This window comes from Rhizobium sp. CFBP 8762 (assembly GCF_014841565.1).
Taxonomy (GTDB): domain Bacteria; phylum Pseudomonadota; class Alphaproteobacteria; order Rhizobiales; family Rhizobiaceae; genus CFBP-8762.
The window spans coordinates 327,798-349,783 of record NZ_JACYUD010000002.1 but is presented as its reverse complement, the minus strand read 5'-3'; the positions used below and the strand labels follow the sequence as shown (position 1 = coordinate 349,783).

Sequence of the window (21,986 nt, the reverse complement as noted above, 5' to 3'; positions counted from 1 at the left end):
ACTGACCAGCAAAAGCTAGTGGTTATCCCGTGGAATGCCCTTGGTCTGGGCAATCCGCTGGTATTGAACGGCATTTTCCAGAACGGCACCCGTCTCCATCTGGCCGACGAGACCGCGCTGAATTTCCTGCCAAGGCGTCTGGTGCGCCGGATAGCGGTAGCCGCCATCGGCGCTCAGGGCTTGCCGCCGCTCGGCCAGTTCCTCATCCGAAATAAGGATATTGGCGGAGCCACGTCCAAGATCGATGCGAACCCGGTCGCCGGTGCGGATCAGGGCAAGACCACCGCCTGCGGCGGCTTCCGGCGACGCGTTGAGAATGGAGGGCGAACCGGATGTGCCGGACTGACGGCCATCGCCGATACAGGCCAGTGCCGTTACGCCTTCCTTCAAAAGGTAATCGGGTGCGCGCATGTTCACCACTTCTGCCGCACCGGGATAGCCGATCGGCCCCGCGCCGCGCATGAACAGAACCGTATGGGCATCAATTTCCAGCGACGGATCGTCGATGCGCTTGTGGTAATCCTCCGGCCCGTCAAACACCACGGCACGTCCCTCAAATGCTTCGGGGTCATCGGGGTTGGAGAGATAGCGCTCGCGAAACTCCGGCGAAATCACGCTGGTTTTCATGATGGCGGTGGAGAACAGGTTGCCCTTGAGGACGCGGAAACCGGCGCGGGTCTTCATTGGCTGGTCGAATGGACGGATGACCTTTTCATCCTCGATAATCGCCCCGCGACAGTTATCGCCCATGGTGCGACCGTTCACGGTCATCGCATCTTCGTGGATCAGGCCCTGTTGCATCAACTGGTTGACGACAGCCGGTACACCGCCCGCATGGTAATAGTCTTCGCCGAGATACTCACCGGCCGGTTGCAGGTTGACCAGCAGCGGAATGTCTTCGCCATAGGTCTGCCAGTCATCAACACTTAGCTCTACGCCGATGTGGCGGGCCAGTGCGTTCAGGTGGATCGGCGCATTGGTTGATCCGCCGATGGCGGAATTCACGCGGATTGCGTTGACGAAGGCTTCCTTGGTGAGGATATCCGAAGGCTTCAGGTCTTCGCGCACCATGTCCACAATGCGCAAGCCTGTGAGGTAGGAAATTTCCTGCCGGTCACGATATGGCGCTGGAATAGCCGCACTGCCCGGAAGCTGCATGCCCAGCGCTTCGGCCAGCGAGTTCATGGTGGTGGCCGTGCCCATGGTGTTGCAGTAACCGGTGGAGGGTGCAGACGAGGCCACCAGTTTGACAAAACCGGCGTAGTCGATTTCGCCCTTGGCCAACAGTTCGCGCGCCTTCCACACAATAGTGCCGGAACCCGTGCGTTCGCCCCGGAACCAGCCGTTCAGCATGGGGCCGACAGACAGTGCAATCGCCGGAATATTTACGGTTGCCGCCGCCATCAGACAGGCCGGTGTGGTCTTGTCGCAACCGATGGTCAGCACGACGCCATCCAGCGGGTAGCCGTAAAGCACTTCCACAAGGCCAAGATAAGCCAGGTTGCGGTCAAGACCTGCCGTCGGGCGTTTGCCGGTTTCCTGAATCGGATGGACCGGGAATTCAATCGCGATACCGCCAGCTTCCCGAATACCTTCGCGCACGCGGGTTGCCAGTTCCATGTGGTGGCGGTTGCAGGGGCTGAGGTCCGAGCCGGTTTGCGCGATACCGATGATGGGGCGGCCCGACTGCAACTCTTCCTGGCTGAGGCCAAAGTTCATGTAGCGCTCGAGATAGAGCGCCGTCATGTCGGCGTTGGACGGGTTGTCGAACCAGGCGCGCGAGCGCAGGTTTTCTGGGTTGACGCGCGGCTTGGTGCCTTCGCCCTTGACGGCGGCTTCCTTGCGGGTCGGCATGTTTTCGGAATTGGTCATGGTGTATCCTCAAAAGTCTCGACCGCGTGGCGGTTGCCAAGCATGAAAGCGTCTGCAACATGGGTCAGCGGTGATAGATCCACGTCACTCCGGCCCGCCGCCATTAACTGCATGAAGCGTCCGTACAGTGAGCGATATTCCCGGTCTTCGCGTTTTTGGCCGGAGGGGTGAGCCTGCTCCGTACCGTTCACGGTCAGCACATTGCCGCCCTGTGACAGCACGATCTGGCCCGCGTCCGTTTCAACGCGAATGTCCCATGTCTGCGGCCCGGTCTGGCGCCAGTCGAACTCGGCGCGCAATGTCGCGCCGCCGGTCAGTTCGAAATCAAGATTGGCGGCAATCGGGGCCGCACGGTTTTCGGGGAAAAACAGGTCGGATTGCGTCAGGTAAAACTTTTCCCGCAGAATTCGCGTGACGATGGACAGCGCATTGATGCCGGGATCAAACACGCCAAGCCCGCCCGGCTGCCATATCCACTCCTGCCCGGGGTGCCAGTGGCGCACATCCTCTTTCCACTCGATGGTGACGGAGCGGATCGTTGCGTTCGACAACAGTGCACGGGCTTCTTCAACAGCGCTCGCAAAGCGGGAATGCCAGGTAGCAAATAGCGTCAGCCCCTTGGCTTTTGCCAAGGCTTCCAGCGCCTGCACTTCGGACAATGTCGCACCCGGCGGCTTTTCGAGCATCAGGTGCTTGCCAGCTTCCAGTGCTGCCTTGGCTTGCGCAAAGCGGCCCTGTGGCGGGGTACAGAGCGAGACCGCATCGATATCGGCATTGGACGCCAGCATGTCATCGATGGTTGTCCAGTGCGCCAGATTCGGCACGCTTGCATGGCGGCTGGCGATGCCGGAGAGTTCCAGACCTTGCGTTCCGGCAATGGCGGGCAGGTGCTGGTCACGGGCAATTTTGCCGAGACCAACGAGAGCGAGTTTGATCGGCGCCATGATCGTCCCCTACAACGCTTTGACGATAGTTGGGCGCGGCGCGGCCACGGCCAGCCGGTTGGTCAGCGGCACGGTAAAGGGAGCGGCTTCGATCTCAAACACATCGCCCGGCTCCGTCTTGAAGCCTTCCGAGAAGGACAGCGTCGCCGTTCCAAAGAAATGCACATGAATATCGCCGGGGCGACAGAACAGCTCATACTTGAAGTGATGATGTTCCAGATTGGCAATGCTGTGGGACATGTTGCCTTCGCCGGTCAGAAACGGCTTTTCAAACACAATCTCCGATCCCCGGCGAATGCGCGATACGCCTTCGATATGGTCGGGAAGATCGCCCACCAGCAGTTCCGCACCCAGTGACGCCTGTCGCAGCTTGGAGTGCGCCAGCCACAGGTAGTTACCCTTTTCGGTAATGTGATCGGAAAACTCGTTGCCAAGACAGAAACCCAAACGGTGCGGCGTGCCATCCGGTCCAATAATATAGATGCCTGCCAGTTCCGGCTCTTCACCGCCATCCAGCGCGAAGGCAGGGGAGGTCAGGTCATGGCCTGTTGCCACGAGGATAGAGCCATCACCCTTGTAGAACCATTCCGGCTGCACGCCCGTTTCACCATCCGCAGGCTTGCCGCCATCGACACCCATATTGAACATGCGCATGGAATCCGTCAGGTCGCCAGCCCCATCGACAGTTGATTGGCTCGCCTTGTGCATCTTGTCGCGACCGGATGCGGAACCCAGATGCGTCAAACCTGTGCCTGCAACGATACAATGGGTAGGGTCTTCATGGGAAACAGGAAGCGCCAGTTTGCCAGAAGCCGACAGCGCAGCAAGGTCAACCGCTTCACCAAGGCCGCGATTTTTCACTTCGTCCGTCAGGCTGTGCCCGCTCGCAATTGCGTTCATCGCCAGCGCATAAATGCTGGCCGCGCCGGTCACGATGCGGGCCCCGTCGCCGAGATCGGCGACGACGTCATAGCCTTGACCACTGGTCACTTGCGTTAAGCGCATATTTTCTCCCGAATATAGCGGCCACTCCACGGAGCCGTCGTTTTAAGTAGTACTAATTCCGCCGAATGCCCTCTGTCAATGGTGTGCGCTGCAAAATGCATGCATAAGGAAATGCACTGAAAAGAAACATCAAGCCGTTGATTATACAGAAATAATAGAAAAATTTAGAGAATTTTCAGTTCTGAAACGTGGTTTTCTCAAAAATATTTCTTGCCCATTAAGCATACTATATGGTTCATATTTACGGGGTGCTAAGATAAGGCGGGGTGTAGCCTTGTGCTTGGGCGCGTCGGTGGGTATTCACGGCTGATACTGACCCCATGAGAGGAGACCGGATTGGGACTTTTGGAAACCACCATTTCAGGCCGTCGGCTGCGCAACAGCCACGCCCATGTGGTGAGCGAGCTTGGCCGGGGCATTGTCTGCGGCGAGATTGCGGAAGGCTCGATCCTCCCCGGTGATAATGACCTGTCGTCTCGCTTCGGCGTGTCGCGTACCGTGCTGCGCGAATCGATGAAGACGCTTGCGGCCAAGCGCCTCATTGAGGCCAAGGCCAAAGTCGGAACACGCGTGCTGGAACGGGCGAGCTGGAACTTCTTTGATCCTGACGTGCTCGGCTGGCGTCTGGAAGCAGGGGTCGATAACGCCTTTGTCGATCATCTGGCGGAAATGCGTCTGGCGCTGGAGCCGGCTGCGGCGGCGCTGGTCGCCGCACGGGCCTCTGCGGAGGAAATTGTTGAGCTTTATGCCATTGCCGCACGGCTAGACGATATAAACCATACGCGCGAATCGATTGCCAAGGTTGATCTCGAATTTCATCTGGCCATTTCGCGCATGTCACGAAATCCATTCATGCGGTCCATCAGCAGCCTGATCGAGGCGGCATTGGCGGTATCCTTCCAGTTATCCTCGCCCGCGTCATCCTCGGCAAAAATCAGAGAATGCGCCGCCAATCACCTGAAGATCGTGCATGCCATTGCGGCACGCGATGCCCAGAAGGCGGAAATCGCCATGCGCAATGTCATCGATCTCGGCGTTCAGCGGATTCATGCTGCGTTGGATTGATAGAGGCGGCTTGCGCCCTGTTTGAGGGCAGTGATAGTCGTTGCCCATGCTTATTATCTTTCACCAGTATTGGCCGCATATTCTCTTTATAGTGTCCGTCGTCTCCGGGCTGGCGGCGGCCATTCACGCCACCATGACGAAAGAGGAGGTGCGCTCCGCCATCGGCTGGGTCAGCGTCATCATCCTCTCACCCATTGTAGGTGCCTTGATCTACGCAATTGTCGGCATCAACCGCATACGGCGTCAGACGGTCAGTTCGCAACGCGCGCTTTTCGATGGAGGCTCGCTGGCGCGTATGCTGCGGATGACGGCGACCGACGAAATGATTAGCCAGCGCTTTGGCGAGCGGTTTGCCGCTATGAAAACGCTCGGTGATCGTGTCACGCGGCATTTTCTCACCATGGGCAACCGCATCGCGATGCTGGAAACAGGCGATGCCGCCTATGGCGCGATGGTCGAGGCAATCAACTCCGCTCAAAGCAGCATTCTGGTCGAAACCTATATTTTTGACCGAGACCGGATCGGTCTGCGCGTGGCAGATGCGCTGATCGCCGCCGTCCAGCGCGGTGTGGCTGTGCGGGTGCTGATCGATGCGGTCGGCGCGCGTTACTCGGTCCCCAGTATTGTGGGTTACCTGCGCAGCGGTGGCGTGAAAGTCGGTGCGTTCAACGGCAATGTCATCATGGCGCTGCGTTTGCCCTATGCGAACCTGCGCACCCACCGTAAAATCATCGTTGTTGATGGAGACGTGGCCTTTACCGGCGGTATGAATATCCGCGAAGGTTTCACCAGCGAGTTTGCCACTGAGGGCAGTGCACAGGATACGCATTTCCGCGTCACCGGCCCGGTGGTTGCCGATCTCTTTCATATCGCAGCGGAAGACTGGCGCTTTACCACTGGTGAACAGCTTAATGCCCCGGCCTGGGCTATCGCAACGCCTGAGCCGGTAGAAGGTGCCATGTTCGTGCGCGCTGTCTCCTCCGGCCCGGACAAATGGCTGGAAACAAACCACAAGACCCTGATGGGCGCGTTTTCGGTCGCACGCGACTCCATTCTCATCATGTCACCGTATTTTCTGCCGGATCGCGAACTGATCAGCGCGCTCAGCACCGCTGCCAGCCGGGGTGTCAGTATCGATATCGTCGTGCCTGCGGTCAGCAATCTCCGGATCGTCGATCACGCCATGATGGCGCAGTTCGATCAGGTTCTGAAAAATGACTGCCGGATCTGGCGTGCCGCCGGGCACTTCAACCATTCCAAACTTATGGTTATCGATGATCGGTGGTCCTATGTCGGCTCGTCCAATCTGGATCCCCGATCACTCCGCCTCAATTTCGAGATTGATATGGAAGTGATGGATGTTGAATTTGCACAACAGATCGCCGCGCGCATTCGCCATGCCATGGAGGGGGCCGCACCTGTTACCTTGGCCGCGCTACGGGGCCGACCTTTTGCCGCCCGCCTTGCCGACAAGATCCTCTGGCTGGGCTCGCCCTATCTGTGAACGCGATGAACGGCGTTCAGCGCCATCTCGATTTCGCGCCCGCCATAGGGCTTGCGCAGCACAATCTGGAGCCCGTCCCCTTCAATATCCGGCGCATCGAGCTTGCCGGTCGCAAACACGATGCCAATCTCCGGCTGGATATCCCGCACCTGACGGGCAAATTCAGAACCGGAGATTCCGGGAAGACCGAGATCGGTAAACAGCACGTCGACAGAGTTTTCCTGCAAGAGTGCCATGGCTTCCTCCGCGCTCTCGGCCTCCAGCACAGTGTGGCCGTAATCGGTCAGAAATTCTGCGGCATCCATGCGAATGATCCCATCATCCTCCACCACCAGCACCGTCAGCGGCTGGCCAGAGCGAACGCTCGCTACCGCGCTCGCCATCAAAGGCTCTGGCGCCGCTTCGGCAGACGGCGCGTCGGCCGGCCGGTCAACTGGTAGTGCGGTGGCCTCCGGGTTTCCCAGAACCATCCGTATTTTGCGTGCCAGAGCCTCGCGCGTGTAGGGCTTGGACAGCAGCTCGATGCCTTCATCGAGCCGCCCGTCATGGACAATCGAGTTCTCCGTAAAGCCTGACGTGAACAAGACGGCTATCCCCGGCAACAGGGCCTGCACTTCACGCGCCATATCGGCGCTTTTCAGCGTTCCCGGCATCACCACATCGGTGAACAGCAGATCAATGTCAGCTCCGCTTTCGACCAGTGAAAGTGCGCTTTGCGCGTCCCGCGCGGTCAAAACCTGATAGCCCAGTTCGCGCAGAGTCTCCACCACGGTGGCGCGCACGCCGTCATCATCTTCGGCCACCAGTATGGTTTCGGTTCCGCCGACGACTGGGCTTTCATCCACCGCTTGCAACGTGTCCTCAGCCGCCAGAGCTCGTGGCAGATAGAGCCGCACTGTGGTGCCATGCCCCGCTTCACTGTAAATCTTGACGTGACCGCCAGACTGCTTGACGAAGCCGTACACCATGGGTAGGCCCAATCCCGTACCCTTACCAACCGGCTTGGTGGAAAAGAAGGGTTCAAACACTTTTTCCACCACCTCGGGCGTCATGCCGGAACCGGTATCTGTCACGGAGACCTGCACATACTCCCCGGGCTTTACATCGATTTCCGTCAACGCATAGCTTGGGTCGAGTGTGGCATTGGAGGCTTCGATGGTCAGCGTTCCAAAGCCCTCCATGGCATCTCGCGCATTGATCGCGAGGTTCAAGATTGCGTTTTCAATCTGCGCGGGATCGATCAGCGTGTTCCACAAACCATCATCAACCAAGGTGCGCACTTCAATGCCCTCACCAATCGTATGGCGCAGCATGTCTTCCATTCCGTAGATGAAGCGCCCGATATTGACCGTTTTCGGCTCCAGCGGTTGCCGGCGACCGAAAGCCAGAAGCTGGCTTGCCAGTTTGGCGCCGCGCTGGACGCCGGACAACGCGTTTTCCACACGCCGCATGGCTCGCTCGTTGCCGCTGATATCCTTGACCAACAGTTGCAGATTGCCCGATACCACTTGCAGCAGATTGTTGAAATCGTGAGCGATTCCGCCGGTCAGATTCCCAATGGATTCCATTTTCTGTGCCTGTTGCAGCGCCATTTCGGTCACGCGCAGCGCCTCTGCGGCATCTCTTTCCGCCGTCACGTCGCGCCCGACAGCGTGTAGAAAATGTTCATCCGGCACCGCTGTCCAGGACATCATCCGATAGCCGCCATCCTTGCAGCGGAATCGGTTCTCAAATCGGAATGTCGTATAGCCATCCTCAAGACGCGCGACCTCGTCCAGCGTGGTCTGGCGGTCATCGGGGTGGAGCAAGTCAATGAAAAGATGTCCGATCAGCTCGTCTTCATTCCAGCCAAATATCGTCGTCCAGGCCGGGTTGACGGCCATGATCCGCGCATGGAAATCTGCAACCAGCATGACGTCGGTGGACAGACGCCACATGCGGTCCCGATCGGCGGTGCGCTCGGTAACCTTTTGTTCCAGTGTCTGGTTCAGCGCGCTCAAAGCTTCGCGGGCGCTTCGCAATTCATCGATATCGGTGTTTGTACCGAGCCACTGCTTGATCTCACCATCGTCCGTGAAAATTGGCAGGGCTCTGGTCAAGTGCCAGCGATAGGTGCCATCGGCGCGACGCAAACGGTACTCCGTTTCAAAGACGGACTGCTCCGCCATCGCCGTTTGCCAGCGCTGAAAGGATGCCGACCTATCGTCCGGGTGGATTAGGTTCGTCCAGCCCAAGCCATCGAGTTGTCCGTGCTGAAGGCCGCTATACTCGTAAACGCGTTCATTGAACCAGTCCGGCTCGCCGGTTGGCGATGCTGTCCAGATCAGGTTGGGCAGCGTCTGCGCAAGAGCACGAAACTTCGCCTCACTGTCCTGAATGGCCTGCTGAGCAGAGCGGCGGTCCGTTACATCCCGAACCGCACCGACAAGGCGCACGGGTTGTCCAAGCGGATCGAACTCGAACTCTGCGCGCCGCGAGATAACCCGCTCTTCGCCGGTATCGGCCCGCCTTATTCGATACTCGACATCCAGAGGCGCTGACTTTTGGAGACGCGTTTCAGCGGATGATGCCAGATGCCGGTCTTCGGGTAGAACCAGACTTTCCAATACAGTTGTGGATATGGTTGGCGTAAAGTCCAGTCCGAAGATTCGGTGAAACTCCGGGGTGCCCTGCAGCAGGTTGTCGAGCAAGGTCACAGAAAACAGCCCAACGCCGCCCGCTTCCTGTGCACGGCGCAGCCGCGACTCCGATTGTTTCAGCGCTTCAGCCGCCCGGTGTGCAAGCGTAAAATCTCTGAGCACCTTCACAAAGCCGATGGCTTGATTATCGGCGTCGAGGATTGGCGTCATTTCGCCACTGGCCCAGAAGCGTTCGCCGGATTTGCGCAGGTGCCAACGCTCGTCGTTGCCCACGCCTGTTTCCAGCGCAGCATTCATCTCGCGGTGCATTCGCCCGCTGGCGCGGTCTTCCAGCGTGAATATGCGTTCGGCATCGTTGCCCAGCATATCCATCTCCGTCCAGCCGAAGATGTTTTCCGCCCCCTTGTTCCAGCGCATGACCTTGCCATCCAGGTCGAAGGCGATAATAGCGTAATCGACCGCGCTATCGATGATCTGCCGGTTGCGCATTTCACTGGCAACCAGATCGGCCTGCGCGGTAACCCGGTCAGTCACATCGGTGCCCTGCGCAAACACGCCGAGCTTGGAGCCATCCGCCCCGGTGATCAGTTGATAGACAAGATCGATATAACGGCGATCTGTGGAACCGTCGGCAGTACGCCGGAGATCGACCGGTACTGCGGTGCCGGTATAAGATGTACCGGTGCGGTAAACATCATCGAGCAGTTCAAAGAAGCCCTGTCCGGCAATTTCCGGCAAGGCTTCGCGGACACCCTTGCCCAGCACATCCCGGTTGCCCACCAGATCCAGATAGGCCGGGTTGGCAAGATCAAAGATATGGTCAGGGCCGCGCAGCATGGCGACAAAACCGGGGGCCTGCTCGAACATGGTGCGAAGCCGCTCATGCTCGCCGCGAAGCCACTCCTCGGCCTTTACCTTTTGGGCGACCTCCACAACCACCGCGATGACGCCAACCGGCTTTCCGGTTTCGCTGAGGATGGGTGAGTAATCCAGATTCAGCCAAAGCTGCTCTTCGTGGCCCGAGCGACGCAGCATCAGTTCCTGATCACGATAGGCGAGCGTTGCGCCCTTCATAACCGTTTTCATGACGTGGTCGTTGAGTTCTGCAGCCTCGGGCCATCCTTCCAGCACCTTGGAGCCAAGCAGGCTCGGGTGGCGTGCATCGGCAAAGCGCGAATAGGCCTCATTGTAGATCATGATGCCGTCCTCACCCCACAAGGTAACGATGGCAACAGGTGAATGCAGAATCAGCGCGAGCGTTGACATCAGCGTCTGCGACCAACCGGCGATAGGGCCAAGTTCGGTTTGGGACCAGTCAAAGTCAGCGATAAGCTGTCCGATTTCGCTGCTCCCGGACAGAAACCAGGGCATGCCGGTTGACTGTTCTTGGCTTGGGGACGACGTCGAATTGATCATATAGTCTCACACGGATAGACAGCGGTGAATGGTTGCCCTGTAACTTGTCCACATCAAAACCGCGATGGAACGCAGCGTCCAGCTGCCAGACAGGTGTAGCAAGATGCATTCGCTCTTGAAACATACTTTGTCCGGGGAAACAAGAGGGGAACGCTCAACCTGAACCAGCGATGGAATTCGTAACGGTATGAGCTTCAGGGCGTGTTGATGGCCACCGGAATCTCCAGCACGATGGCGAGACAGCCCAGAAGAGCAACGATCAGCGCCGTCATTGCAATCCGGTTGCACCGCTCTTCCTTTGCGAGCATGCTGGGTGTCAGGCGTGGCTGGCTCACCAGGAGGCTGTCTCCCAAAAGGCTTTTGACCTCCTTATAGGCAGCCGCATGGGATGGATGGTGTGAACACCATCGTTCGAACTCTTCCAGATCGGCGGCTTTCGTCGAAGGTCCGCTCAAAATAAAAAGCCAGTCAATTGCCTGACGGCGAACGTCGGAATCCTGGTGCAGCATATAAATCCGAATGTGAAAATCTATTATTTTAAATAAGTGCCGATGTTACACCGTACCGAATGAATATTCTATATGACTCACGCTAAATATAGGGGATCGTCCACGGTTGAGTTGCGACCGGCTGTCGCAGTCCGCAATCATCAGGGGTTTTCAGCTTCAGGTTGACAGGTATATTTCAAAGTATCTAATATATGAACGAAAGTATCGTGTTTATAGTTCGCGACATAGATGTCGATGAAACGGGGATTGACTGATGATGTCACAATTTGTGGGGCGTCTCGCCCAGGCGCTCCTGGTTGCTGGTGCCGTGTTTGGTGGATCGGCATTAAGTGCAAATGCTGAGAGCATGGTGATCAAGCACGCGCAGGGCGAAACCAAGCTTGATAAGCGCCCTGTTAAAGTGCTGACATTCGATCTTGGAGTGTTGGATACGCTGAACGCTTTGGGTGTTGAGGTTGCGGGTGTGCCAACCGGTAACAAGCCGGATTACCTCAAATCTTATGAGGATCAGAAATATATCAAGGTCGGCACGTTCTTTGAGCCGGACTATGAGGTCGTCAACGCAGCGGAACCTGACCTTATTATTATTGGCGGCCGATCTGCTCCCAAATACGCGGACCTCTCCAAAATTGCACCGACCATTGATTTGACAATCGGTTCAATGCCGTATCTCGAAACGGCTGAACAGAACATCCGCACTCTGGCGAAGATTTTCGGCAAGGAAAGTGTAGCCGAGCCCTTGCTGGAGAAACTGAAAAGGTCCGCCGCTACCGTGAAGGATAAGGCGTCCAAGGCTGGAACGGGGCTGTTGGTTCTGACCACCGGCGGTAAGATGAGCACCTATGGCCCCGGCTCGCGGTTTAATGTTTTGTTCAGCGACCTTGGCGTCGTGCCTGCGGACGAGACGATCAAGGTGGGCAGTCATGGCCAGGCCGTCACGTTCGAGTATGTTTTGAAGGAGAATCCTGACTGGCTATACGTGATAGATCGGGATGCGGCCATCGGTCAGGACGGAACGGCAGCCAAGGCTTTCCTTGATAATGAAATCGTTGCCAAGACAACCGCCTGGAAGAGCAATCAGGTCGTGTACCTCGATCCGGTGGCATGGTATCTCGTAGCCGGTGGCATCACCTCGATGCAGAAGAGCATCGACCAGTTGAACCAGGCTCTGAGCAAGAGCTGAATCGAGCGAGCTGGAGGCCATGCATGAACATGGCCTCGTCTCCTAAAGACCGGGCTTTGTATTGAAATTTCTGCTGTCTCTTGTCGTCGTCATCGCACTGGCGTTCCTCAGTCTGTTGATCGGTGTGGGCGATATGTCGATGGGTGTCCTTATCGGCAACGCCGCTGCAAACGAACATCTGATCCTGCTCGCAAGCCGCGTTCCGCGCACCCTTGCCTTGCTGTTGGCCGGGGCGGGGATGGCGGTGTCCGGAACCATTATGCAGATGCTGGCGCGCAACAAGTTCGTCGAGCCCTCAACAGCCGGTACGGTTGAGTCTGCAACGCTTGGAATTCTGATGGTTCTGGTTTTCGCCCCCGGCCTATCAGTTTTGGGCAAGATGGCCTTCGCAACCCTTTTTGCGCTTATGGGAACGGCATTATTCCTGGCCATTCTCCAGCGCATCCCGCTGCGTTCGGCTCTAATTGTCCCGCTGGTCGGCATCATGCTCGGCGGTGTCATCAGCGCGGTGACAACGTTCTTCGCGTACCGGTACGATCTGTTGCAATCGCTCGGTGCATGGACCGTTGGTGATTTTTCAGCCGTTCTGCGTGGCCGATACGAATTGTTGTGGCTATCGCTGGCGCTGACGATCGCGGCCTACATCGCTGCCGATCGGTTCACGGTTGCCGGTATGGGGGAGACCTTTACCACCAATCTCGGTCTGAATTACAAGCGCGTGGTGCTGGTCGGGTTGGTGATCGTCTCCATGGTCACCGCCTGTATCGTGGTAACAGTGGGCGTCGTGCCCTTTCTCGGCCTAATCGTGCCCAATGTTGTCAGCATGACCCTGGGCGATAATATGCGCCGCTCGCTTCCCTGGATCGCTCTCAGTGGTGCGGGCCTCGTGCTGGTCTGCGATATCCTTGGCCGCTTGCTGATCTTCCCCTACGAAATTCCGGTGAGTGCGATTCTGGGCGTTTTTGGCAGCGTGTTCTTCCTCTATATTCTCTTGCGGAAAAACGCGCATGCGTAAGCAGCGTTCATCACGGTTTATCCTGACCACGCTCACCGTTTTGGCTCTGTGTGCCTCCATCGGCTTTATGGTCATTGGCGCTAAGGGCAGTTGGGAATTCGTCCTGACTTTCCGTGGAACAAAGCTCGTGTCTTTGGTGCTTGTCGCCTACGCCATTTCCGTCTCCACCGTGCTGTTTCAAACCATTAGCGGCAATCGTATCTTGACCCCCTCCATTATGGGGTTTGATGCACTGTACATTCTGATCCAGACGGTTCTGGTGTTCTCAATCGGGGCGGCGGGCGTGTCGCAGGCGGACGGACGGCTGACATTCCTTCTGGAAGTGGGTGTTATGGTACTGTTTTCGTGCCTGCTGTATCGCTGGCTTTTCTCTGGCGCAGTGCGAAGCCTGCATGTGTTGATGTTGGTCGGTATCATCTTCGGACTGCTGTTCCGAAGTCTTTCCGGGGTGTTGCAACGGATCATCGATCCCAATGATTTCGTCGTGCTGCAGGACCGTTTCTTCGCGAGTTTCAATACAATCGATAGCACACTTCTGGGCATATCCATTCTTGCCATTATTGCGTCGAGTTTGGCCGCAGCACGCGCATTCCACACCTTTGATGTGCTGGCGTTGGGGCGCGATATGGCCATTAATCTCGGCGTGGATTACAGGAAAACCACAACTCTCATTCTGGTCGTTATTTCTGTACTGGTGTCCGTTTCGGCTGCGCTGGTCGGGCCGGTAACGTTTTTTGGGCTTCTGGTGTCAAATCTGGCATACCAGCTGTTGCCCACGGGCAGGCACCGGGTCGTACTGCCGGCGGCATTTCTTCTGTCCGTCATCTGCCTTGTCGGCGGGCAATTGGTGCTAGAACGGGTGTTCGCACTCGATACAGCGCTGAGCGTTGTCATTGAGTTTGCAGGTGGTCTGTTCTTTATCGTTTTGCTCATGAGGGGAGCCGCCCGGTGATCGATGTCCGCGCAGTCAGCAAAAACTATGGTGAAACCTGCGTGGTGAATGGAGTTTCGATCCATCTGCCCGCGCGCGGGCTGACATCCATCATCGGGCCGAATGGTGCAGGCAAGTCGACGTTGCTCTCAATGATCAGCCGACTGATGCCACTGGATAGGGGGCAGATTCTGGTCGACGGACTGGACGTTGCAACGACAAAGGGTGACGTGCTGGCACGGCGGCTTTCCATTCTAAAGCAGGACAATCATCTGACCACACGCCTGACGGTACGCGATCTGGTTGCCTTCGGGCGGTATCCCTATTCAAAAGGACGGATGAACAGTGACGATGCCCGGCATATCAATCAGGCGCTCGACTATCTGAATCTGACTCCGCTGTCCGACCGATTTCTGGATGAGTTGTCCGGCGGGCAGCGTCAGCGCGCCTTTGTGGCCATGGTGCTGTGTCAGGATACGGATTATGTCTTATTCGACGAGCCGTTGAACAATCTCGACATGAAGCACGCTGTCACCATGATGAAACTATTGAAGCGGGCCTCGAGCGAGCTCGGCAAGACCGTCGTGGTCGTCCTGCATGACATTAATTTTGCCGCAGCCTATTCCGACCATATTGTCGCGATGAAGAACGGTAAAGTCTTTCTTCAGGGATCACCTGATGACATCATTCAGGCCCACACGCTGGAAGACATTTATGAAACCGCGTTTCAAATACATGAAACAGCGGGACAGCGACTGGTTTCCTACTACCTTTGAAGCGACGTTAGAGCATTTCCGATCTGACGGTATCAGATCGGCGCTCTCTGTATCGCGGCTAGGCCGCTTCACCGCGCGTGATTTTGCGGCTGTGGTGTCTTGCCCTTCGCCGCCATCAATATATCAAGTTCCATTTCCGACGGCCCGAAGCGGGCATAGAGTCGAGCCGCTTCGTCCGCATCAAGATTGTATTTTGCTGCAAAGTGTTCCACGGTGCAGGGCGCGCCGCGCTGTTGTTTTGGTTTCTGCCGAGGCACGTACGTATCTGGCATTTATCTCCCTCCTGATTGTAAAAGGGAGATAGAGCAGAGCAGCGTTTTGAAAAGTCACCTGATGTCAATAGTCATATATTAAATATTTTGAATGTAGGCGATTTTTTATGTCAGCGCGGTCTGCCGTGTCTCGGAATCGATGAACACAGCGGCGACAGCACCCACAATCAGCAGGGCAGCAAACAGGCCAATCGCGGCGGTAAAGCTTTGCGCAACCAGCAGCGCCACCGCGCTCGGCGCCAGCAATCCGCCAAGGCGCGCCATGGCCCCAGCCGAGCCCATGCCGGTGCCGCGCAGGGCTGTCGGAAACAGTTCCGGCGTAAAGGCATACAGCGCGCCCCAGGTGCCGAGCAGCGCAAAGCTCATGAGGAGAATGGAGGCGGCAATGAGGGCTGCCGAGCCGGAAGCCAGCGTAAACAAAACGCAGCCCGCAGCACTCAAGAGGAGAAAGCCGATCAAGGTCGGGCGTCTTCCCCATTTTTCCACGCCATAGGCCGCAAGCGCGTATCCAGGTATCTGCGCAAGCGCGACAAGCACGAGGAAGCCATAGCCCCGTACGAAGCCGAAGCCTTCACCCGCCAGGCGGGCGGGCATCCACGTGAACACCCCGTAGTAGGATACGGAAACAAGGAACCACACCGACAGGATCAACAGCGTTCTGCGCCGTAGGGATGGGGACAAAAGGCTCTGCGAGCCTTCAGCAGCAGGCAGAAATACGGTTTCCGCCGCACCGAGCGGCGCCTTTCCGTTGGTCTCCAGTATCTGGTTCAGCACCGTTTTGGCCTCCGCCGCCTTTCCAGTCTTCACCAGATACATTGGGGATTCCGGCACCCAGAGGCGCAGCCAGATCCCAATCAGCGCTGGAAGTGCAGTGACTGCAAAAATCCAGCGCCACCCGTCCACCAGTCCGAGCGAACTCACAACCCATGCCGTCACGGCCACAATAACCGTGCCCACCGCCCAAAAACCTTCCAGCAAGACCAGCCACCGGCCTCGGTTTTTTGCGGGCAGAAACTCCGCCATCATCGCGTAGTCAACGGGCAGGGTGCCGCCAACGGCAACGCCGGTCAGAAACCGCAGAGCAAGAAGAATTACGAAATTCGGCGAAAAGACTGAAAGAAGACCAAAAATTGCATCGCATGCCACCGTAACCAGAAGAACGCGGCGCCGACCGTACCTGTCCGCCAATTTGCCGAATGCATAGGCTCCGATCAGCATGCCAAGGAAAAACAGGGTTCCGGTCTGCAAGGCCTGCGGCACTGTCAAACCAAACGTGGCGGCGATGGACGCGGCAGTAAAGCCAACAGCCAGCACCTGCATGGCATCGGCTGCCCAGACCAGACCGAAGATTCCCAGAAGGCGTTTTTGAAACGGGCCAGTGCCAGCGCGGTCCAGTGTGGCATCAATCGTTACGGTCATGAGCGTTCTTTCAAAACAACATCAACTGGCAGTATTTATAACCAGCTTCGCGGTTTTGTATATAGGCTCAATGTGAGCATAACTAAGGTAAAAGAAAACCCGCCGAAGCGGGTTTCACGGATTAGCTCCAGAATGAGCGATGACGTGGGGCTGTCGAACGCGACAGAGCATAGCCGAGAATGAAGCCGATGGCACCTGCTGCAACCAGCAGGCCGGATGTCGCTGTAGGATTTTCGCGGGCGGCATCAACAACATTGGAGGCTTCACCCTTCACAACGTTGACAGCATCCTTCGCCTTTTCGGTCAGGCGTGCCTTTTCCTCGTTAATGGCGCCGGTAAAGCCTGCAGTCAGCGATTTCGTATCTTCAGCCATGGAAATTCTCCTGTTGAATTAAGCCTATACAACGCTGGAGCGCTCAATTTGTTCCTGAAACTCCCGCTGCAAACACCGGGAACTTTTGAGAGGATATACGGTTATTGAGCCAATTCTAAAGCATTTTCCGTAAGAGCAAAGCGGCTTTTACTTTCGAATCTTGCATAAACAGTCGTCACAGGAGCATTCCGCTTGCGCGCCGCAGAACAGACCGACCAGCCTTCCGCACCGCCTTCAGCATCCCCATCGGCAACCGATGAATCCCATATCCACTCCATGTCCGATCTCCCGACCTCCGCCTTGGCGCAACGGCTTGTTCTGTCGCTGACCGAAGACAGCCGAGACTGCGCACTGGCGTTGGTCGATTCGGAAATTGCAGCCGAGGAAATTGCGCAGGCGGTCCGCGTGTTTGCTCCCGAGGTGGAGGTTCTCGTGCTGCCGCCTTGGGACTGTCTACCTTACGACCGCGTCGCGCCGTCGCGCGAAAGCATGGGGCGGCGCATGGCGTTTTTGCACCGGCTCACACAGAAGAGAACCGGCACCCGGCTTGTTGTTGCCTCGCTGGAAGCCGCCATTCAGCGCCTGCCCCCCGCTGAGGCCGCCGTAACTCTGCGCCTGTGCACCGGCGAAACGCTGGACCGGGACGCGTTTGAAACCTTCGTACTGCGCGCCGGTTACGTGATGGACGATCGCGTCGATGAAGCCGGAGAGGTTGCCTGTCTGGGCGATGTCATCGATATATTTCCTGCCGATGCGGCCAAGCCCGTTCGCCTTGTGCTGGATGACAATAGTGTCATTTCTGAATTACGCCTCTACAACGCGCTGACGCAACGCACCGAGGATGATCTGGACGAGATTGTCATCGGGCCCGCCACCGAATTGATTCCCTTTGAGGAGGCGGATGCGCAAGCCGATGGCCAGAGCATGGAGGCGCTTCTTCTGGCGCGATACGGGTCTTTGCCGACATTGTTTTCCTATCTGCCGGATGCATCCGTCATTGTAACCGAAGGCATGGAAGAAAGGTTGGCTGTGCTCGAGTCGGTTATCATCGAGGCGCGGCAGGCACAGCGGGATTTTGGCAAAGCCAGTGCTCTAAGCAACAGCTCCCTTTACCTGACCCACGCGGAATTTCTTGAGACCTTAGCGGAGCACAAGGTCTCAACCCTTGAGGCCAGCGGCGTAGACGCCCTGCCTGCCTTCATTCTGTCTGGAAACCCACTCAAGGCGTTTTCCGATTTTGCGGTGAAACAACAGGAAGCGCAACGTCGTGTGATCATCGCCGGGGATACCAAGGGCCGTCGCCGCATGGTCAAGCGACTGGAGCGGGTTACCGAACAAGGCGTTGCGACTATTAGCACGCTGGATGAGGCACTGGTGGCGACCCTCGGCACGTTCGCACAGGCCGACTGGAATATCGAAAGCGGCTTTATCGATGAAAGCCGCGACTTGACGGTAATTGCCGCTGCAGATGTGTTCGGTGCACAAAACGCGGAGACAACCACAGCAAATGTGGCCCTGCTGCTGGCAGAGCCAGAATTGCGCACTGGAGATGTTGTTATCCACGAAGATTACGGCGTTGGAATCCTGCGCGCTCTTGAGCAGGTCGAGGTCGATGGCGTGCAGCGCGATACGGTGCGGCTGGAGTACCATGGCGGCGCGTCCATTCTGGTGCCGGTAGAAGAATTTGGCTGCATTTGGCGCTATGGCGCGCAGGAAGAGGCAATTTCGCTTGATCGGCTCAACACCGATGCCTGGGACAAGCGCCGCGCAGCGGTCAGCCGCGATATCGACAGTGCTGCCGCGCATCTCATTTCCATGGCGCAGGCGCGTGAAGATATGCAGGTGCCGCCCATTGTGCCGTCCCGCGCACGTTATGCCCGCCTTGCTGCCCGTTTTCCCTACCCGGAGACGCCGGATCAGGCCCACGCCATTCAGGCCGTGCTGGATGATCTGGCATCCGGGCGCGCCATGAACCGGCTGATTTGCGGGGACGTCGGCTTCGGCAAAACCGAAATCGCCCTGCGCGCCGCCGCCGCTGTTGCCCTGTCTGGCAGGCAGGTGATCATGCTGGCACCAACCACGGTGCTGGTGCGCCAGCATTTTGAAAGCTTCGAGCGCCGCTTCATCGACAGCGGCATCACGGTCAAAATGCTGTCGCGCGTTGTCTCGACCGCTGAGGCAAAGGCTGTCAAAGAGGGCCTGAAATCCGGTGAGGTTCACATCGTTGTCGCCACACAGGCCGTTATGGCCAAGGATGTGGAGTTTTCCGATGTTGCCTTGTTGATCGTGGACGAGGAGCACCGCTTCGGCACGAAACTGAAAAGCCAAATGGCCAATCTGGCGCCTGGCTTGCATACATTGACCATGAGCGCGACACCGATTCCGCGCACCCTGCAATCGGCCATGGTGGGTGTTCAGGATGTCAGCATTCTGGCCAGCCCTCCGGCCCGTCGCCGTCCGGTGCGCACATTCCTCACCGAGTTTGATGGTGCAGCGATGCGTATCGCGCTGATGCGGGAGCGGCGTCGTGGTGGGCAAAGCTTTATCGTCGTGCCGCAAATCGCAGACATTGCGGGCCTCGAGGACAAGTTGAAAAAGCTTGTGCCGGAGCTGTCCGTGCGCATCGCCCACGGCGAGCAGGATGCGAAGGCCATGGATGAAACCATGGTCGACTTTGCCGATGGTAATGGGGATATTTTGCTGTCCACCAATATCATCGAAAGCGGGCTGGATGTACCCCGTGCCAACACCATGTTTGTGTGGCGGGCGGATCGGTTCGGGCTGGCGCAGTTGCACCAGTTGCGGGGGCGCGTTGGCCGTGGTCGTGCACAGGGCGTTACCTATCTGCTGACCGAAGCTGGCGAAACGCTGGCTGAAGATACACGCTCCCGGCTGTCAACGCTGGTTGCGTTTGACCGTCTGGGCTCCGGCCTTGCCATCAGCGGGCGCGATCTCGATTTGCGCGGCGCGGGCGATCTGGTCGGCGAAGAGCAGGCGGGGCACATGAAGGTTATTGGCGTCAGCCTCTATCAGCGCCTGCTGGCGCGGGCAGTATCGGTGGCGCGGGGCGAAACGGACGACAATGCTGCCGTTCCGCAAATCAATCTCGGTTTGAACGGTGCGTTTCCAGTGGACTATGTGCCGGAAGCGACCGTTCGGCTGAACCTCTATGCGCGGCTGCAACGCCTGACCACCAACAGCGAAATCGACGCCTTTGCCGAAGAAATCGAAGATCGCTTCGGCGAGATGCCGGAGGATGTCGTCATGCTTCTGGATGTGATGCGGGTAAAACTCGCCGCTGCGCGCACGCATGTCTCGCGCATCGATGCAGGACCTGTCGCCATTGCCATCGACTTCCGCCGTCCGCTGAAACAAAAGCAATGGACCGATCTGTTGCGCCACGAAGGCCTGCGCAACAAGGATGACCGGCTGATTTATGCAAAGGAAACCAAGAGCGCGCCGGAACGCCTGAAGCTGACCCGCGACCTGCTGGCAACCATTCGCAAGACCATGTGAATGAGACGGCGGCATTGACATTGGCAGCGTATCTTTGTTCAACTCCCTCAATATTATGGGAGAATTCAATGCGCACTCTGTCCTTGTCCGCTGGTCTGGCTCTGGCTTTGGCCTCAACTGCGGCCGCACAACAGGCTGAAATCACCGTTCAGGGCGCGCAGGCGCTGCAAAAAAGCCTGACCGATTTTCTGCCTGATTCGATTGACAAGGCTGCGCTCGTCAAGGTTCGGCCCGAAGGCAGCGCCTATGAAATTCAGCTTGACCTCGCCAGTCTGCTAAAGGGGGTCGACGCCAAGACCTTTACAATCGAGGGACTGAAGCCTCTGATTTCGCTGGCTGAGCCATTGCGCGACGGGCTGTGGCGCGTGACGCAGAACCAGAGCTTCTCCATGTCCGGCACAGCCAAAAGCGGCGAGGACGTCAGCCAGTTTACCTACAAGGCAGGCAATCTAAATCTGGACGGGATTTACGATCCCGAACTGTTTCTGTTCAAATCCGCCGACACGATTGCCAAGGACGTGAACGTTTCGATCAGGACCGACAAGGACGATATGTCCGTCAACCTTGCGGCCATGTCGTCCACCCTGTCGGCGGTCAAGCGTGATGGGAACAAGGTTGATATTGTTTCCAAGGCGAGCGGGCTAGGCTGGGAGCAACGTGGGCAGGATGCCAGCGGCAATCGCGGTGATGTGTCCTTTGCCAAGCTGGATGTGGATGTCGGGATGGATGGCGTTGCGCACCGTTCCATTCGCGAACTCATTGCCTTCGTTTTGAATTACAAGGACGAGCAAACGCTTGGCGACAGTGCCAAGAAGGAACTCGTCACGCTGATCAAGTCCTCGCTGCCGATCATTGATCGGCTGTCGGAGAATGTTGCAATCAACGATATCAAGGTGCAGTCTCCCATCGGCGATTTTGGGGCCGCCGGTATTCAGTATGCGCTGGATATGACGGGGCTTAGCCGCGATGCCGGTTTCGCGCTTGGCTTTATCGTGGACAAACCCTTCGCCCCGACCGAACTGGTGCCAGCGGCCTATCGCGATGCTATTCCAGAGGCTGCCGCCTTCAAATTCAGTGTGTCCGGCATCAACGCCACAGATGGCATCCATTATTTTCTGGATCATGGCGGGCTGAACGGCACGGAGACGTGGACACCGCAGCAGTTTGAAGCCATGAGCCGGATTTTCATTCCGGAAGACACCGTGAAGGTCACCTATGACGACATGTCCATTCGTTCCGCCGTCTATGATTTCAGCGCCACCGGCTCGTCGATCATCAATATTAAAAATCCGGATCGACAGACGATGGATTTCACCGTCTACGCGCGCAACATTGATGAAACATTGGCTTATCTTCAGCGCAACACCAAGGACGTGCCGGAATTCGGGCAGGCATCGTTTGGCCTGATGATGGCCAAAGGGTTCGCCAAGCAAGCGCCCGATGGACGCCAGATGTGGCATGTGACGATGGACGAAAACAAGTCTGTAACCATTAATGGGCAGACGATGGATTTTCTCAAATAAGCGGCAGTTCGCGACAAAATCTCT

The 21,986-nt window shown here is 57.4% G+C and carries 16 protein-coding genes; 8 read left to right on the top strand and 8 right to left on the bottom strand.

Annotation, left to right across the window (positions count from 1 at the left end; translation table 11 throughout):
* Positions 1 to 15 precede the first annotated feature (15 nt).
* Genes IFT84_RS06780 through araD1 form a run of 3 tightly spaced genes read right to left on the bottom strand, consistent with a single transcriptional unit; the run spans position 16 to position 3,821 of the window.
* Positions 16 to 1,872: an IlvD/Edd family dehydratase gene (locus IFT84_RS06780; RefSeq protein ID WP_192117903.1), complete on the bottom strand. Its 1,857-nt coding sequence runs from the start codon at positions 1,870 to 1,872 to the stop codon at positions 16 to 18.
* On the bottom strand, positions 1,869 to 2,816 hold the full coding sequence (locus tag IFT84_RS06775) for a Gfo/Idh/MocA family protein (protein WP_192117902.1): 948 nt from the start codon (positions 2,814 to 2,816) through the stop codon (positions 1,869 to 1,871). The genes IFT84_RS06780 and IFT84_RS06775 overlap by 4 nt, the downstream gene beginning before the upstream one ends.
* 9 nt (positions 2,817 to 2,825) lie before the next feature.
* Positions 2,826 to 3,821: an AraD1 family protein gene (gene araD1, locus IFT84_RS06770; RefSeq protein WP_192117901.1), complete on the bottom strand. Its 996-nt coding sequence runs from the start codon at positions 3,819 to 3,821 to the stop codon at positions 2,826 to 2,828.
* Positions 3,822 to 4,157: 336 nt separating this feature from the next.
* Between araD1 and IFT84_RS06765 the strand changes: the two genes are divergently transcribed.
* Positions 4,158 to 4,886: a FadR/GntR family transcriptional regulator gene (locus IFT84_RS06765; RefSeq protein ID WP_192117900.1), complete on the top strand. Its 729-nt coding sequence runs from the start codon at positions 4,158 to 4,160 to the stop codon at positions 4,884 to 4,886.
* A 46-nt stretch (positions 4,887 to 4,932) separates the two neighbouring features.
* Positions 4,933 to 6,390 (top strand): cardiolipin synthase, encoded by a 1,458-nt coding sequence (gene cls / locus IFT84_RS06760; RefSeq protein WP_192117899.1) that lies wholly within the window; start codon positions 4,933 to 4,935, stop codon positions 6,388 to 6,390.
* Here cls and IFT84_RS06755 read toward each other — a convergent pair.
* Entirely contained in the window at positions 6,381 to 10,400 is a 4,020-nt protein-coding gene (locus tag IFT84_RS06755; RefSeq protein WP_192118330.1) for a PAS domain S-box protein, read from the bottom strand. The two genes, cls and IFT84_RS06755, sit on opposite strands and share 10 nt — an antisense overlap.
* Positions 10,401 to 10,639: 239 nt before the next feature.
* Positions 10,640 to 10,954 carry a FecR/PupR family sigma factor regulator gene (locus IFT84_RS06750; protein WP_192117898.1) on the bottom strand — a complete coding sequence of 105 codons (315 nt, stop codon included), beginning with the start codon at positions 10,952 to 10,954 and terminating at the stop codon, positions 10,640 to 10,642.
* Between the two features lie 253 nt (positions 10,955 to 11,207).
* Here IFT84_RS06750 and IFT84_RS06745 point away from each other — a divergent pair, with 253 nt between their 5' ends.
* From IFT84_RS06745 to IFT84_RS06730, 4 genes are all read left to right on the top strand, one after another.
* The gene (locus IFT84_RS06745) at positions 11,208 to 12,137 is read left to right on the top strand and encodes a siderophore ABC transporter substrate-binding protein (protein ID WP_192117897.1); all 930 of its coding nucleotides are present in this window, start codon (positions 11,208 to 11,210) and stop codon (positions 12,135 to 12,137) included.
* 61 nt (positions 12,138 to 12,198) lie between these two features.
* Positions 12,199 to 13,152, top strand: coding sequence for an ABC transporter permease (locus IFT84_RS06740; protein ID WP_192117896.1), 954 nt, complete (start codon positions 12,199 to 12,201; stop codon positions 13,150 to 13,152).
* A complete protein-coding gene (locus tag IFT84_RS06735; RefSeq protein WP_192117895.1) occupies positions 13,145 to 14,104 on the top strand; it encodes an iron chelate uptake ABC transporter family permease subunit in 960 nt (319 codons plus the stop codon). The genes IFT84_RS06740 and IFT84_RS06735 overlap by 8 nt, the downstream gene beginning before the upstream one ends.
* Positions 14,101 to 14,859, top strand: a complete 759-nt coding sequence (locus tag IFT84_RS06730; RefSeq protein ID WP_192117894.1) for an ATP-binding cassette domain-containing protein — start codon at positions 14,101 to 14,103, stop codon at positions 14,857 to 14,859. Before IFT84_RS06735 ends, IFT84_RS06730 begins: the two co-directional genes overlap by 4 nt.
* Positions 14,860 to 14,927: 68 nt before the next feature.
* Here the strand turns inward: IFT84_RS06730 and IFT84_RS06725 are convergent, their stop codons facing one another.
* The 3 genes from IFT84_RS06725 to IFT84_RS06715 form a co-directional block, all read right to left on the bottom strand.
* Positions 14,928 to 15,131 (bottom strand): hypothetical protein, encoded by a 204-nt coding sequence (locus IFT84_RS06725; protein WP_192117893.1) that lies wholly within the window; start codon positions 15,129 to 15,131, stop codon positions 14,928 to 14,930.
* 105 nt (positions 15,132 to 15,236) lie between these two features.
* A complete protein-coding gene (locus IFT84_RS06720) occupies positions 15,237 to 16,550 on the bottom strand; it encodes an MFS transporter (RefSeq protein ID WP_192117892.1) in 1,314 nt (437 codons plus the stop codon).
* A gap of 121 nt (positions 16,551 to 16,671) precedes the next feature.
* Positions 16,672 to 16,923, bottom strand: a complete 252-nt coding sequence (locus IFT84_RS06715; protein ID WP_192117891.1) for a hypothetical protein — start codon at positions 16,921 to 16,923, stop codon at positions 16,672 to 16,674.
* A 192-nt stretch (positions 16,924 to 17,115) separates the two neighbouring features.
* On the opposite strand from IFT84_RS06715, the gene IFT84_RS06710 reads away from it, so the two are divergent.
* Both IFT84_RS06710 and IFT84_RS06705 read left to right on the top strand, forming a co-directional pair.
* Positions 17,116 to 20,439 (top strand): DEAD/DEAH box helicase, encoded by a 3,324-nt coding sequence (locus IFT84_RS06710; RefSeq protein WP_192117890.1) that lies wholly within the window; start codon positions 17,116 to 17,118, stop codon positions 20,437 to 20,439.
* Between the two features lie 68 nt (positions 20,440 to 20,507).
* A complete protein-coding gene (locus IFT84_RS06705) occupies positions 20,508 to 21,962 on the top strand; it encodes a hypothetical protein (RefSeq protein WP_192117889.1) in 1,455 nt (484 codons plus the stop codon).
* Positions 21,963 to 21,986 lie beyond the last annotated feature (24 nt).